12 protein-coding genes are annotated in these 14420 nt (G+C 63.3%); 2 read left to right on the plus strand and 10 right to left on the minus strand.

Annotation, left to right across the window (positions count from 1 at the left end; genetic code table 11):
* Positions 1–2649: an aminopeptidase N gene (gene pepN, locus C5J22_RS28650; RefSeq protein WP_105441022.1), complete on the minus strand. Its 2649-nt coding sequence runs from the start codon at positions 2647–2649 to the stop codon at positions 1–3.
* Between the two features lie 341 nt (positions 2650–2990).
* Here pepN and C5J22_RS28655 point away from each other — a divergent pair, with 341 nt between their 5' ends.
* The gene (locus C5J22_RS28655) at positions 2991–3929 is read left to right on the plus strand and encodes a DMT family transporter (RefSeq protein WP_105441023.1); all 939 of its coding nucleotides are present in this window, start codon (positions 2991–2993) and stop codon (positions 3927–3929) included.
* 27 nt (positions 3930–3956) lie between these two features.
* Here the strand turns inward: C5J22_RS28655 and C5J22_RS31410 are convergent, their stop codons facing one another.
* The 5 genes from C5J22_RS31410 to C5J22_RS28680 all read right to left on the minus strand — a co-directional run bounded on the left by C5J22_RS31410 (position 3957) and on the right by C5J22_RS28680 (position 7993).
* Positions 3957–4109, minus strand: coding sequence for a hypothetical protein (locus tag C5J22_RS31410; RefSeq protein ID WP_172746810.1), 153 nt, complete (start codon positions 4107–4109; stop codon positions 3957–3959).
* A gap of 25 nt (positions 4110–4134) precedes the next feature.
* On the minus strand, positions 4135–4326 hold the full coding sequence (locus C5J22_RS28660; protein WP_037080985.1) for a hypothetical protein: 192 nt from the start codon (positions 4324–4326) through the stop codon (positions 4135–4137).
* Between the two features lie 176 nt (positions 4327–4502).
* Positions 4503–5402: a uracil-DNA glycosylase family protein gene (locus C5J22_RS28665; protein ID WP_105441046.1), complete on the minus strand. Its 900-nt coding sequence runs from the start codon at positions 5400–5402 to the stop codon at positions 4503–4505.
* 252 nt (positions 5403–5654) lie between these two features.
* Positions 5655–6947: an Hsp70 family protein gene (locus C5J22_RS28675; protein WP_105441025.1), complete on the minus strand. Its 1293-nt coding sequence runs from the start codon at positions 6945–6947 to the stop codon at positions 5655–5657.
* 155 nt (positions 6948–7102) lie between these two features.
* A complete protein-coding gene (locus tag C5J22_RS28680) occupies positions 7103–7993 on the minus strand; it encodes a LysR family transcriptional regulator (RefSeq protein ID WP_105441047.1) in 891 nt (296 codons plus the stop codon).
* Between the two features lie 104 nt (positions 7994–8097).
* Here C5J22_RS28680 and blaOXA point away from each other — a divergent pair, with 104 nt between their 5' ends.
* Positions 8098–8922 (plus strand): class D beta-lactamase, encoded by an 825-nt coding sequence (gene blaOXA, locus C5J22_RS28685; protein WP_105441026.1) that lies wholly within the window; start codon positions 8098–8100, stop codon positions 8920–8922.
* A gap of 205 nt (positions 8923–9127) precedes the next feature.
* Here blaOXA and C5J22_RS28690 read toward each other — a convergent pair whose 3' ends face one another.
* From C5J22_RS28690 to C5J22_RS28705, 4 genes are all read right to left on the minus strand, one after another.
* Positions 9128–12253: an efflux RND transporter permease subunit gene (locus C5J22_RS28690; protein WP_105441027.1), complete on the minus strand. Its 3126-nt coding sequence runs from the start codon at positions 12251–12253 to the stop codon at positions 9128–9130.
* Positions 12250–13473, minus strand: coding sequence for an efflux RND transporter periplasmic adaptor subunit (locus C5J22_RS28695; RefSeq protein ID WP_105441028.1), 1224 nt, complete (start codon positions 13471–13473; stop codon positions 12250–12252). The genes C5J22_RS28690 and C5J22_RS28695 overlap by 4 nt, the downstream gene beginning before the upstream one ends.
* Positions 13474–13674: 201 nt before the next feature.
* The gene (locus C5J22_RS28700; RefSeq protein ID WP_105441029.1) at positions 13675–13878 is read right to left on the minus strand and encodes a hypothetical protein; all 204 of its coding nucleotides are present in this window, start codon (positions 13876–13878) and stop codon (positions 13675–13677) included.
* Between the two features lie 100 nt (positions 13879–13978).
* On the minus strand, positions 13979–14347 hold the full coding sequence (locus tag C5J22_RS28705; RefSeq protein WP_105427215.1) for a hypothetical protein: 369 nt from the start codon (positions 14345–14347) through the stop codon (positions 13979–13981).
* Positions 14348–14420 lie beyond the last annotated feature (73 nt).

Here is a 14420-nt window from a genome sequence, read left to right on the forward strand (position 1 = left end):
TCAGCCTTTCAGCATCCGCTCGACGATGTCTCGCACGTCGGTCGAAAGCGTTGCAGCCTGTTCGATCGTGGTCAACGCCGCGCGGGCATGGTCGGCGCGCTGGGGTTCCAGCGACCGCCACGAACGCATCGAGGTCAGGATTCGGGCCGCAAGCTGCGGATTGCGCGGATCGATCGCCAGGATCTGCTCGGCCAGGAACCGGTAACCTTCGCCATCGACGCGGTTGAAGCCGGTCGGATTGCCGAAGGCGAACGTGCCGATCAGCGAGCGCACCCGGTTCGGATTGCTGGCGATGAAGCGTGGGTTTTCCATCAGCGCCCTGACGCGGGCAAGCGCGCCCGCACCCGGAATGGTCGCTTGGGCCGAGAACCACTTGTCGACGACAAGAGCGTTGCCGTCGAAGCGCGCGAGGAACGTGGCGAGCGCGTCTGTCGTTTCCGGCGCGTCCGGGAAACGATGGGCGAGCACCGCCAGCGCCTGGGCGAGATCGGTCATGTTGTCGGCGGATGCGAAGGCTGCGGCCGCGCGGGCCGGTGTTCCTTCCGCGTAGGTCAGGTAGGACAACGCGGTGTTGCGCAGCGAGCGCTTGCCCGCGCTTGCCGCATCCGGTGTAAAGGCACCCTTGACCTTCATGTCCTCGAACAGGCGCAGGAAGGTCCTGATGCCGGCCTTGGCAATTTCCGAAAGAATGGCGTTGCGGCCCGCATGGATCGCATCCGGGTCGTTGTTGCCGCCGAGTTCGCGGGCAATGTCGGCCTCGCTCGGCAGCGTCAGCGCCTGGGCGCGGAAGGCGGGTTCCAAGGTCTCGTCGCCGGCGGCTTCCAGAAGGGCCGCGACGAAAGACGGGTCGCAGGTGATTTTTTTGCCGTCCCGCGCGTTGCGCGCCGCCTGCATCAGGTTCGGCAGGGCAAGATCGGTCAGCGCCTGCCAGCGGGCGAAGAGGTCGGTGTCGTGGCGGGCGATATGGGCAAGATCGGCCGGCGTCTGGTCGAGATGCAGGTTGATCGGCGCCGAGAACGAACGGTTGAGCGACAGGACGGGACGGGAGGAAACGCCCGAGAAGGTGAAGGTCTGCCGGCGCTCGGTCAAATGCAGCACTTCGCCGGTGACTTCGCCGCCCGCGACCTTGGTCGGCACTGCCGCCGAGCCGTTGTCGAGGATGAGCGCGAAGGAGAGCGGGATGTGCATCGGCTCCTTGGCCGTCTGGCCGGGGGTCGCCGGGATCATCTGCTCGAGTGACAGCTTGAAGGTGCCGCTTGCCTGGTCGTAGTCGCTCGACACCGTGACCAGAGGCGTACCTGCCTGGTGGTACCAGAGCGAGAACTGCGTAAGGTCGCGTCCGCTCGCGTCCTCGAACGACTTGACGAAATCCTCGACCGTCGCGGCCTGCCCGTCGTGGCGCTCGAAATAGAGGTCCATGCCCGCCTTGAAGTCGTCACGGCCGAGAAGCGTGGCGATCATGCGGGTGACTTCCGAGCCCTTTTCGTAGACGGTGGTCGTGTAGAAGTTGTTGATTTCGCGATATTTGGTCGGGCGGACCGGATGCGCGAGCGGGCCGGCGTCTTCCGGGAACTGCTCCGATTTCAGGTGCCGCACCTCGGCAATGCGCTTCACCGCGCGCGAACGCTGGTCGGCGGAAAACTCGTGGTCGCGATAGACCGTCAGGCCTTCCTTGAGGCAGAGCTGGAACCAGTCGCGGCAGGTGATGCGGTTGCCGGTCCAGTTGTGGAAATATTCGTGGGCGATGATCGCCTCGATATTGGCGTAGTCCTGGTCCGTCGCGGTTTCCGGGTCGGCGAGCACGTATTTGTCGTTGAAGACGTTGAGGCCCTTGTTCTCCATGGCCCCCATGTTGAAGTCCGACACGGCGACGATCATGAAGATGTCGAGGTCGTATTCGCGGCCGAACCGTTCCTCGTCCCACTTCATCGAGCGCTTCAGCGCGTCCATGGCATAGGCCGCGCGTGCCTCCTTGCCGTGCTCCACATAGATCTTCAGCGTCACCTCGCGCTCGGACATGGTGACGAACGTGTCCTCGACCACGCCGAGATCGCCGGCGACCAGCGCGAAGAGATAGCTCGGCTTCGGATGCGGGTCGAACCAGGCGGCAAACGCGCGGCCCTCGTCATAGCCGGCGCCGCCGAGGAAATTGCCGTTCGACAGCATGACCGGGTTGGCGGCCTTGTCGCCGATGATGGTGATCGTATAGGGCGCCAGCACATCCGGCCGGTCCGGGAAATAGGTGATGCGGCGGAAGCCTTCCGCCTCGCATTGGGTGCAGTAGATGCCGTTGGTCCGATAGAGGCCCATCAGCTGGGTGTTGGCTTCCGGATTGATGAAGGTGGTGACGGTGATTTCGAAGGGAGCGTCGGCCGGCAGGTCGCGGATCGTCAGGCTTTCCGGCGTCGCATCGTATTGCGCCGCGGGCACCTCGTTCTGGTCGAGCAGCAGTCCGGACAGCGTCAGTTCGTCGCCATCCAGCACCAGCGGCGCCGAAGGGTCGACACCTTGGCGCCGGTGGAAGATCAGCCGCGCATCAACCTTGGTGTTGGTTGGGTCGAGCTCGAAGGTCAGATCGACGCGTTCCAGGACGAAGTCGGTGGGGCGGTAATCTGCCAGATGAACGATCTGGCCCGTATCTGTTCGCATGTTGCTTCCTGAACCGGCTCTTCAAATTGGTGTCGGGAGCTTCGCACCACTCCCCTTCGAACTGGCACACACCCGTCGCCGCGGGGATAATTGCACGCAATGCTAAACGATTGTTGAAACTTTGGCTAAAATAAAGCGTGATTTTGATCCGCTGTATTTCGCGCAATCTTTCACAAGGTCACGGATATTGATCGACCTATCATCAGTTTTGATCCCCCTCACGGCACTTTTCCGTTACTTTGCCGTCAAACTGAATCTCACCCGATCACCTCTCCAAAACGCCCTGTCCGTGCGGACTGGATTTCCACCGAAAATCCCCCAAGAATCCCCATGAGTTGTTGATGGCCGCCGATGCCCTGAATCCCCTGCGCGGGATCATGTTCAAAGTCACCTCCGTGGTGATCTTCGTGATGATGCAGACCTGTATCAAATCCGCAGGTCCCGATATCCCGGCAGGCCAGATCACCTTCTATCGTTCCGCCTTCGCGCTCGTGCCGATCATGGTCTATCTCGCCGTCCAAGGCGAGTTGCGCGGCGCCTTCCACACGAACAGCCTGACCGGCCATGTGAAACGCGGTTTTCTCGGCATTCTCTCGATGGTCTTCGGCTTTTACGGCCTGGTGCACCTGCCGATGCCGGATGCGATCGCGATCGGTTATTCCTCGCCGCTCCTGGCGGTCGTCTTCGCCGCGATCTTCCTGAAGGAGACGGTGCGTATCTACCGCTGGAGCGCGGTCATGGTCGGCATGGTCGGCGTGGTGATCATCTCCTGGCCGAAGCTCACCATGTTCGAACAGGGCGGCATGGGCTCGGAACAGGCAATGGGCGCCGCCTCCGTCATCCTCTCGGCGGTGCTGGCCGGCTTTGCGATGATCCAGACGCGCCAGCTCGTACGCACCGAGAAGACGGCGACGATCGTGCTCTATTTCTCGCTGTCCGGCGCGCTGTTTTCACTGCTCAGCCTGCCCTTCGGCTGGGCAGAGCTGACGATGCCGGAGAAGCTTTTCCTGATCGGCTCCGGGTTCTGCGGCGGCATCGGCCAGATTTTGCTGACCGAAAGCTATCGCAATGCGGATGTGTCGACGGTCGCGCCGTTCGAATACACCTCGATCCTTCTCGGGATCTGCATCGCCTATGTTCTGTTCGGGGATGTGCCGACGGCGGCCATGCTGGTCGGGACGGCGATCACGGTATCTGCGGGGATTTTCATCATCTACCGCGAGCATCAATTGGGGCTCGAGCGGAAGGCGGCGCGCAAGGCTTCGCCGCCCGGGGCTTGACCCCCGGGACGTGAATAAGTCGGATGCTTAAAGCGGGATGGCCGCGGCGACCGGGTTGGCCGCTTCGCTGGAGGCGCGGACAGCACCGGCGCGGCTGTATTCGCGCGATGCGTTCACGGCAGCGCCGATGTGAGAAAAGTTCTCACGCAGGGTGCGGATCGGGTGGAGGATGGCCGTCATGGCTGATGCTTCCTTGGTCGCGCGATCAACGTTCGCGGAAATCGGCGAAGACCGAAGCCGGACGAGTGACGCCGACCGGGCGCGCCATGGCGCAGGAGGTGAGTTGCTCGTTCGTCGCGGAGCCGAAATGGTGATAGCCCTTCGTGGACCGCGGCGACAGGCCGGCGATGCGAAGAGTTTCGAAGCCCGAATGGATCGGGCGGAAGCGGGTCGTCATTGGCCTTGGTTCCTTAAACCTAGAATTCCTCCCAAGACACAGGCCTAATATTGCAATGCAGCATCGATTCTGCAATGCAGCAAAACGCTGCACTGCCATGCGCGGGTTGCATGGCATTTTTCATATTTCCGTAACTTTGCTGAAATTAGGGTTCAATTTGCCTGAAATGCGGGCAATCACTGCGCCGACAAACGCATTTTGAACATCAAAAGGTCCTGCCAGGCGAGCGCCTTGTTGGCAGGGGCCGCGAGCAGTTCCTGCGGATGCAGGGTAGCGATCGCCGAAAGCGTCACGCCGCCGAAACCGATGTCCCGCCATTCGCCACGCATCGAATGGATCGTCCCATTGCCGCCGAAGAAGAAACGGGCCGGGAAGTTGCCGAGGAGCAGCAGGAGTTTCGGCTCGGCAAGCGCCACCTGGCGCTCCAGGAACGGCCGGCAGATATCCATCTCGGCCTGCGACGGCATGCGGTTGCCCGGCGGCCGCCATGGGATGACGTTGGTCAGCAGAACGCCGTCGCGGGAAAGCCCGATCGCCCCGAGCATGCGGTCGAGCAACTGCCCCTGCCGCCCGGAGAAGGGAATGCCGTCGCGATCGTCGTCCGCATTCGGCATCGGGCCGATTACCATGATGCCGGAGGCGGGATCGCCGCTCGCAAACACCGTGTTGCGAGCGCCGTTCTTCAGGTTGCAGCCGTTGAAGGCCTCGAGCGCCGTCTTCAGTTCGTCGAGCGAACGGGCGCTTTCGGCCGCAAACCGTGCCGAGGCAACCGCCTGTTCGTCCGGTACCGATACGGGCGCGGAGGCAGGTGGAGGTGCTGACGCGCGCGCCGTCGGAGCTGTACGTTTCGGCGTTGCCGCGGCTGCCTGGGAGGTCGGCGCCTGCTCATAGTTCGTCGGCTGCTGCTGCCGGGCAGACGCGGGCGCCCTGGCATCGGCCTGCGCCGCCTTCTGGGCCGCAAATTGCGCGAACCGGTCCACCGGTTCATCCTCGACAAGCCACTCCACGCCCGCATCCGCATAGAAATGCAGAAGGGCGGCGAGCTCGGGAGCGTCCATGTCTTTGACGAGGTTCATCTGATTCACACTACAGCATGTGGCGTGGGAGAGGGAACCGGTTTTGGGCTCGAACGGGCGTTGGCATGTGGACGGAGGGGGCTCGGCTGGCCGATCTCCCCCCTTGAGGGGGAGATGCCCGGCAGGGCAGAGGGGGGTGACCTCTCCGCACATTCGTCGGCCGAATGTTTTGCTGCACCGTCGCTACCCCCCTCTGTCACCTACGGTGACATCTCCCCCTCAAGGGGGGAGATCAGTGGGAGTACGCCGCCCTCAAGCCGCCCATTGCGCGACATCGTCGCTCTCGCCGATCAGCGCCAGGCCGTGGGCGATCGACAGCAGTTCGCCGCCGGTCTCGATCTTGCCGGCATCGAATCGCTGCGTGAAAATCCGCCGAACGGCTGGCACGAAGGAGGTGCCGCCGGTCAGGAACACCTTGTCGATCTCGGAAGGTGCGGTGCCGGTCTTTTGCAGCACCTCGTCGAGCGCACCTTCGATACGGCCGAGGTCCTCGGCGATCCAGCCTTCGAAATCGGTGCGCTTCACCATTTTCCGGCCAGCACGCCCAAGCGGCGCGAAGTTGAATTCCGCTTCCTCGGCTCCCGACAGCGCCATCTTGGTCGCCGAAATCGCCTGGTAGAGCGGATATCCTTCGTCGTGGTCGACGAGATCGACGAACAGTTCGAGCTTTTCCGGCTCCAGCGCCGAGCGCACCAGCGATTTCAGGTCGGCGAATTCGCGCGTGGCCTTGAAGATCGACAGCTGGTTCCAGCGGCCGAAATTGACGTAATAGCCGGCCGGCACGTCCAGCACCTTGTCGAAACTCTTGAACTTGCTGCCCTTGCCGATTTCCGGGGACACCAGGTTGTCGATCATCCGGTAGTCGAAATGGTCGCCCGCGACGCCGACGCCGGAATGGCCGATCGGGGTGGCGGTCAGCTTGCCGGCCTTGGTTTCGAAGCGGATCAGCGAATAGTCGGTCGTGCCGCCGCCGAAATCGGCGACGAGAACGGTGGCGTCGCTCTTCAGCGTCTGGGCAAAATAATAGGCGGCCGCGACCGGTTCGTAGACATAGTGGATTTCCGGAAAGCCGAGACGGGTCAGCGCTTCGTTGTAGCGTTCGGTCGCCAGCTTCGGATCCGGATTGGCGCCGGCGAAATGCACCGGCCGTCCGGCGATCACCCGCGACACGTCGGTCGGCCAGTTGTCCTCGGCATAGATCTTCAGGCGCTTCAGGAAAATCTCCATCAGGTCCTCGAAGACGTGCCGGCGGGCAAACACCAGCGTGCCCTGGAACAGCGCGCTTGCCGCAAACGTCTTGATCGACTGCAGGAATCGACAGTCGCCGGGATTGTCGATGAACTGGCGGATCGCCGCCTGTCCGGCCTCGACCTTCAGCGCCTGCGCCCCCATCACCGGATCCTTCATGAAGGAGAGCGCCGTGCGCATCGAATCGCTCTCGCCGGCGCTGCTGGAAAACCGCATCGAATGCGTGGTGCTGCCGCCATCCGCCAGTGCCAGAACCGTATTGGTCGTGCCGAAATCAAGCCCGAGCGCCCGTGCCATCGCCGTGCTCCTTTTACCCATCGAAAATCATTGAACCGGAACCCCCGGCGATGCGCCGGCAGGTTCCGAATGCGAAAAGGGCGCTTCTGGCGCCCCGGAATTTTTGAGAGGGCGGGTGATCGCACAAGGCAGGCGGGATGGCAACCCCGAAGACCCTAGATTTCCAGCTGCCGGCGCGTCTCCGCCGCCTGCTGCGCAAGCCAGTTCCTGAACATTTCCATGGCCGGCGTCACGGTGCGGGATTTGAGCCTGGTCAGCCAGTAGCTGCCCTTGGAGATATAGACCGGAAACGGCTGTTCGATCATGCCGGCGGCAAGTTGGCGGGAGAACATCAGGGGAGGGGCGAGCGCCACGCCGGCCCCTTGCATCGCCGCCTCGACCATCAGCACGGAACTGTCGAACACCAGTCCGCGGATCTGCGGCGCGGCGACATGGGCCGCCTCGAACCAGCCCGGCCATTCGTCGGCGCGGTAGGAACGCAGCAGGACCTGGTGCGCGACGTCCTCCGGGGTCTTGAGCTGTCTTGCGATCGGCGGAATGCAGAGAACGGACAGCGGCGCCTCGAACAGCGGTTCCGCCTCGATATCGTGCCACGCGCCGTTGCCGAACTTGATCGTGTAGTCGAGTCCCTCGGCGGCGATGTCGACGCGGTTGTTGTTGGTGGAAAGCCTCAGATCGATGAACGGATATTTTTCTCGGAAATCGGAAAGCCGCGGCAGCAGCCAGCCGACCGCCAGCGTGCCGACCGCGCCGAGCTTCAGCACCTCGCGCACATGCCCGTCTTCGAAGCGCTCCAGCATCGCGGCCATGCGGTCGAAACTGTCCTGCAGCGCCGGCAGCAGCGCCAACCCTTCCTCGGTGATCATCAGTCCGCGCGGCAGGCGGCGGAACAGTGTCACGCCGAGCCGCTGTTCGAGCAGCTTGACCTGATGGCTGACGGCGGCCTGGGTGACGCAGAGCTCGATCGACGCACGGGTGAAGGAGAGATGCCGCGCGGCCGCCTCGAAGGCCCGCAGCGCGTTCAGCGGCAAATATGGTCGAACCATGGCCATGCCCTAATTTGATTTATGCCTGACCGCAGATATCATCGTTTGATTAGGGCTTACAAGCCGACCTAGAAAAGCCGTGTCACCCCATTTGGAGCACCGCGATGGCTTTCAGAAATTCTTTTCTTCTCGCATTTTCCCTCGGAATTACCGCGACTTTTCTCGATTGCACCTCTGCTGGTGCCGCCGATCCGATCCGCTGCACCGTCATCATCGACGAGGCGAGCGGCGATGCGCTTTACCGCGAGGGCACCTGCGATCAGGGCTTTTATCCCCAGTCGACCTTCAAACTGCCTTTGGCCATGATGGGCTACGACGCCGGCATCCTCACCGACGCCCAGAACCCGCGCTGGAAATACCAGGCGAAGTTCAAGGGACCGGAGCGGGTGAAGAAGGATGTCGATCCGCTGATCTGGGAAAAGGAATCGATCGTCTGGTATTCGCAGGAAATCGCCCGCAAGCTCGGCAAACCCAAATTCGCGGACTACATCCAGCGCTTCGGCTACGGCAATCGCGATATCTCCGGCGGCCCGGGCAATACCGACGGCCTGACCGAATCCTGGCTGATGTCGTCGCTGAAGATTTCGGCCGACCAGCAGGTCCAGTTCCTGCGCCGTTTCCTCAATGGCGGCCTGCCGATCTCCGAACATGCGGTCGACATGACGCTGGCGATCGTGCCGCATTTCGAGGCCGGCGATGGCTGGGACATCCAAGGCAAGACCGGTTCCGGCTGGCTGCGCGACAAGGCCGGCAAGGTGGACTACGACCGCCCGCTCGGCTGGTTCGTCGGCTGGGCCATGAAGGACGAACGGCGCGTCATCTTTGCAAGGCTGCTGGTCGATACCAAGCGGTACCCAAACGAGCCGATCAGCTTCGTGGTACGGGATTCGCTGATCAAGGATTTGCCGAAACTGGCGGAAAGTTTCTGATTTTCCAGCCCCTTGCCTGAAACTGAAAGCGGCCGGGCGACCCCCAAGCCCGACCGCCGCAGCGCGTACGCAGTACTACGCTGCACGACCTATAAGAAGCTTTAGAGGTGGCTAATGCAAACGGAGTCCGTTGTTCAGGTTATCGATTAAGGTTACCTGCATTGACGCCTGCCCGCCAGCCCGTTCAGGCGGCGGGCAGAGGGCGTCACTCCGCCGCAATCGACCTCGGCGCGTCGTCGTTCGCCTCGTGCAGGTCCTTGTCCTTCTTCGTCCAAAGCCTCCCGAGGAAGCGGCCAAACCGATCCATCTCCACGAAGATGACGGGCGTGATGAACAGCGTCAGCGCCTGGGAAACGATCAGCCCGCCGACGACGGCGATGCCCAGCGGCTGGCGAAGCTCGGAAGAGGCACCGGTGCCGAGCGCGATCGGCAGCGCGCCGAGCAGGGCGCAGAAGGTCGTCATCATGATCGGCCGGAAACGCCGCACGCAGGCCTCGTGGATTGCGACGGCCGCCGTTTCCCCTTTCGAGCGCATCGTCTCCACCGCCACGTCGATCATCATGATCGCGTTCTTCTTGACGATCCCGATCAGCATCAAGAGCCCGATCAGCGCGATGATCGACAGGTCGAAACCGAACAATTTCAGCGCCAGCAACGCTCCGAAGGCCGCGGCCGGCAGGCCCGACAGGATGGTCAGCGGGTGGATGAAGCTCTCGTAGAGCACGCCGAGCACCACGTAGATGGTGAGCACCGCAGCCAGAATCAGCATCGGCGTATTGCCCTGGCTCTGCTGAAAGATCTGCGCCGTGCCGCCATAGGAGGTGAACACGTCGTTCGGCATCTGCAGGTTCGCCTTGATCTGGTCGACCGCCGCCGTCGCATCGGAGAGCGAGACGCCGGCCGGCAGGTTGAACGACACGGTCGTCGAGACCAGCTGGCCGGTCTGGTTGATGGTGACCGGTGCGGTCTGGCGCACCACCGTCGCGAAATTCGAGAGCGGCACCAGCGAGCCGTTCGAGGACAGCACCCTGACACCCTGCAGCATCTGGTCGTTCCATTGCTGGGTATTGTCGAACTCGGTGATCACGTCGTAGCTGTCGCCGGTCGACTGGATTTCGGCGGCCGTATAACCACCGAACGCCATCTGCAGCGTCTTGCGCAACTCGTCGTCGGTAATGCCGAAGGACGCTGCCTTTTCCGGATCCACCTTGATATTGGCCTCGATCGCGTCGTTCTGGGCGTCGGAGGTGACATCGGTGAAATGTGCCCGGTCGGCGCGCATCGCGGCCTGGATCTTGTCCGACCATTCGGTGGTCTGCGAGGCATTCAGCGCCTGGACGACGAGCTGGTATTGGCTGGCCGTCGCGCGGCCGCCGAAGCGCAGGCTCTGCTGCGGCGTGATGAAGGTCTTCATGCCGGCGAAGCCGGATGTCGCCTGCCGGAGTTCGCGCAGCGTCTGGTCGAGCGGAGGACGCTGGTCCCGGTCCTTCAGTTCCACCCAGATCGTGCCGTTGTTGAGCGAGCTGCGGCCGTTGCTGCCGACGATCGAGGTGACGTGGTTGACTGCGGGGTTCTTCTGAACGGCGGCGGCCACCTGCGCCTGCAGGTCGCGCATCGCCGGATAGGAAATGTCCTCGCGGGCCTGCGTCGAGATCGTCAGCCGGCCGATATCCTCCTGCGGAAAGAAGCTCGTCGGCAGCGTCCAGAACAGATAGACCGAGGCGCCGACCGAGGCGAGGAAGACGAGAAGGATGATCGCGCGGTTGCGAAGGCACCAGCCGACCGCCCGGTCATAGCCGTTGAGCGTGCGGCTGAAGCCGGCGTCGAAGACACGCACCATCAGGCCCGGGTGGTGTTCGGCGCCGGATAGACGCGACCCGAGCATCGGCGTCACCGTCAGCGAGATGACGGCCGAGGCGACGATGGCGAGCGCCACCACCATGCCGAATTCGTTGAACAGCCGCCCGACTACCCCGCCCATCAGGAGGATCGGGATGAACACCGCGATCAGCGACACCGACATGGAAATGATCGTCGAACTGACTTCGCCTGCCCCCTGCAGGGCCGCCTGCATCGGCGCCATGCCGTCCTCGACATGCCGCATGATGTTTTCCAGCATGACAATCGCATCGTCCACCACCAGGCCGACCGCAAGCGTCAGCCCGAGCAGCGAGATGTTGTCGATACTGTAGCCGAGCACATACATGGCGCCGAACGTGGTGATCAGCGACAGCGGCACGGCAAGCCCCGGAACGAGGGTGGCGGTGATCCGGCCGAGGAAGAGATAGATGACCAGCACGACGAGGCCGATCGTCAGCATCAGCGTGAACTGCACGTCCGAGATCGAAGCACGGATCGCCGTCGAGGAATCGTTCATGATGTTGATCGACACGGCGGCCGGCAGCTCGGCGGACAGTCCGGGCAGTTTTGCGCGCACCGAATCGACGACATCGACGGTGTTGGCGTCCGGCTGGCGCTGGATGGCGAGGATGATCGACTGGTTGCCGTCATACCAGCTTCCCGCGTCGAGATTGGCGACGCTGTCCTGAACGTTGGCGACGTCGCCGAGATGGACGGGGGCGCCGTTCGGACTGGCGATCACCAGCGAACGAAATTGGTCGGCATTGGTGCGCTGGGTATCCGCATTGATGGTCAGCCGCTGGCTGTTGTTCTCGAGCGAACCGACCGGCGCCTGGCTGTTGGCGGTGGAGATCGCATTGGTGACGTTGTCGACGCCGAGATTGCGTGCCTGCAGCTTGTTGGGATCGACCTCGACGCGCACCGCATAGGTCTGGGCGCCGAAGATCGATACTTCCGCGACGCCGGGAAGCGTGGAGAGCGAGGGGGAGAGCACGTCCTCCGCGATCTCGTCGATCTTGCTGCGCGGCATCGTATCGCTGCGGATCGACAGGAGCAGGACCGGCGCGTCGGCCGGGTTCGTCTTGCGGTAGCTCGGCGGCGTGGTCATGTTGTCCGGCAGCTGCCGGGTCGCATGCGAGATCGCCGCCTGCACGTCGGCCGCCGCCGCGTCGATATCGCGGTTGAGATCGAACTGCAGCACGATCGAGGTATTGCCGAGCGAGTTGGTGGCGCTGATTTCGCTGATGCCGGGAATCGTCTCGAACTGCTTGATCAGCGGCGTCGAGACCGCCGTCGCCATCGTCTGCGGCGAGGCACCGGTCAGCTGCGCGGAGACGTTGATGGTCGGGAAGTCGACCTGCGGCAGGGCGGCGACCGGCAGCAGCTGATAGCCGGCAAGGCCGGCGAGCACGGCGCCGATGGCAAGCAGCGTGGTGGCGACCGGGCGGCGGATGCAGAATTGCGGGATCATTGCGCTGCCCCCACTTCGACCGGCTGATCATTGCCCTTGGCGCCGGCCGTCTTCTGGCCGTTGCCGAACTGCTCGACGACGGTGGCGCCATCGACGAGCTGCACCTGGCCTTCGACCACCACATGCGCGCCTTCGGTCAACCCACTGGCAATCGCCGTGTCCGGGCCGTTGGAACGCGCCACCGTGACCGGTGTCACATGCACTCGTCTGTCGTCGCCGACCGCGTAGACGAATGGTCTATCGACGCCCGGATTGACCGCCACCGTCGGCACCACGATGTCCTCGGCGTCGCTCTCAAAATGCACGGTGACATTCAGCGATTGCCCCGGCCACAGCATTCCGGACGGATTGTCGAACCGCGCCTTGGCAAGGATCGTACCCGACGCCGGATCGACAGTGTTATCGAAGAAGCTCAAGGTTCCCTTGGCCGAAGTGCCGCCGCCCTGAGGTACGGCATCGACCATTACCGCCTTCGCCGTCGCGCCCTGCTTGAGCTGACCGAGATAGGCTTCGGGAAGGTGGAATTTTACGTAGATCGGATCGTATTTGGCGATCGTCACCACCGCCGATCCGGCGCTGAGATAGGCGCCGGTGCTGATGTCGATATCGCCGAGCCTGCCGTCGAAAGGCGCGCGGATATCGGTATGGTCGAGGTCGATCTGGTCGGAGGCAATCGCCGCATTGTCGCTCTGCACGGTGGCGGCCGCGGTATCCTGCGCCGCCTTCGCCTGGTCGACGGTTTGCTGGGTGCCGGCATTGCCGCGCAGCAAGTCGTTGGCGCGGGCAAACGCCGTCTGGGCCTGGGTGAGCGTCGCCTGGTCGCGGGCGAGCAGCGCCTTGTCCTTGTCCAAAGCAGCCTTGGCCGTGCGGTCGTCGAGCTTGGCGATCAGGTCGCCCGACTTGACGAATGCGCCGTCGATCGCCGCGATGCTGACCACGATACCCGGTTGCTGGGCGGCGATCGTGGTATTCTCGTCGGCATTGGCCGCACCCGAGGCTGTGACGTCCATCGGCAGGGCGGTGCGGGTGGCGGCGACCGTCTTGACCGCCGGCGGTGGACCGCCTGCGCCGCGCCGGCGCGGGCCCTGCGGCTGACCTTCGCCGGGAGCGGCAGAGGCCTGCTGGCTGAGGGATGAAAGAAAGGGAATCCGATCGCGGAGCTCCCAGCCCGCAACGCCGGCAACAACAAGAATGCCGGCAAAAATCCAGATCTTCTTCATGGGGTGACCGCTCGCCTGTGGTTGTGCTCGATGGTATCGGCCCATCGAACCGCCCCTATTGCGGCGCAAAAAAGACAAGTTTTTACCGACCGGCTCACTAACTGGTGAAGGCGGATTAAAGGTTTGTAATGAAGGGCTTAGATGAACTGGAGTTAATTTTCTTCGCCTTTTGGCTGCGCAGGAGAAGCGCTGCCAACCGGCCTAGCGCAGGAACCGCTGGGCGCCCCAGATGACGGCAAGGCCGATGATCGCGACGCCGGCGCCCCTGATGATCCAGGGCGTCTGGTTGATCATGAAACTGCTGGCAGGATAGGGGAAGGCGCCGGTGCCTTGGCCGATCCAGATGAGGCCGATCACCACCATCAGGATGCCGATGATCGAAAGCGCAAGTCGAGTGAATTTCATGGAAGAATCTCCGAGGGCAGGGTCTGGAGATCATAGGCGTGGGCGGGTGCTCCCGCGAGACGCTTTTGCGTGATGTCGGGTCGTCCGGAAACGTCTCCGGTCAGACGTCTTCGTAATAGGTGGCGATCAGCGACCGTGGTGCCGGTTCTTCGCCGTCGGCCAGGAAGAAACTGCCGGCGATCCGGCTCGAAGGCGACAGGCTGTCGAGAAGATTGCGGACCACGACATCGTCCACGGCCTCGAGGCTTCGCGCATGCATGTTTCCCGATCGGCCGGAGATCGCCGAGGTCTCGGCCGCGTGCCGGGTTGCTGCTTCCCAGGTGCCGGCATAGGTCGCGACCTGCCCGGCCGCAAGTGTTGCCGAGATCGAGGCTGCCGAGGAGGCAGCGGAAGGCGCCGCGGCGTGAGGCACGGCGGAGGGTACACTGGGCGGGGTAGCCTCGGTCGCCCCCGAAACGCTTTCGATCATGCCGGCGATCCTTTAATTTTGGGGGGCCGGCTTGCCTCTTAACTCAGGCGAATTGAGATACCGCCAACAGCGG

The sequence above is a fragment of the Neorhizobium sp. T25_13 genome (assembly GCF_002968675.1).
Lineage (GTDB): Bacteria > Pseudomonadota > Alphaproteobacteria > Rhizobiales > Rhizobiaceae > Neorhizobium > Neorhizobium tomejilense.

Coding starts and splice junctions, on each gene's coding strand:
- pepN (WP_105441022.1), bottom strand. CDS start 2,649: ATGCGAACAGATACGGGCCAGATCGTTCATCTGGCAGATTACCGCCCC.
- C5J22_RS28655 (WP_105441023.1), top strand. CDS start 2,991: ATGGCCGCCGATGCCCTGAATCCCCTGCGCGGGATCATGTTCAAAGTC.
- C5J22_RS31410 (WP_172746810.1), bottom strand. CDS start 4,109: ATGACGGCCATCCTCCACCCGATCCGCACCCTGCGTGAGAACTTTTCT.
- C5J22_RS28660 (WP_037080985.1), bottom strand. CDS start 4,326: ATGACGACCCGCTTCCGCCCGATCCATTCGGGCTTCGAAACTCTTCGC.
- C5J22_RS28665 (WP_105441046.1), bottom strand. CDS start 5,402: ATGAACCTCGTCAAAGACATGGACGCTCCCGAGCTCGCCGCCCTTCTG.
- C5J22_RS28675 (WP_105441025.1), bottom strand. CDS start 6,947: ATGGCACGGGCGCTCGGGCTTGATTTCGGCACGACCAATACGGTTCTG.
- C5J22_RS28680 (WP_105441047.1), bottom strand. CDS start 7,993: ATGGTTCGACCATATTTGCCGCTGAACGCGCTGCGGGCCTTCGAGGCG.
- blaOXA (WP_105441026.1), top strand. CDS start 8,098: ATGGCTTTCAGAAATTCTTTTCTTCTCGCATTTTCCCTCGGAATTACC.
- C5J22_RS28690 (WP_105441027.1), bottom strand. CDS start 12,253: ATGATCCCGCAATTCTGCATCCGCCGCCCGGTCGCCACCACGCTGCTT.
- C5J22_RS28695 (WP_105441028.1), bottom strand. CDS start 13,473: ATGAAGAAGATCTGGATTTTTGCCGGCATTCTTGTTGTTGCCGGCGTT.
- C5J22_RS28700 (WP_105441029.1), bottom strand. CDS start 13,878: ATGAAATTCACTCGACTTGCGCTTTCGATCATCGGCATCCTGATGGTG.
- C5J22_RS28705 (WP_105427215.1), bottom strand. CDS start 14,347: ATGATCGAAAGCGTTTCGGGGGCGACCGAGGCTACCCCGCCCAGTGTA.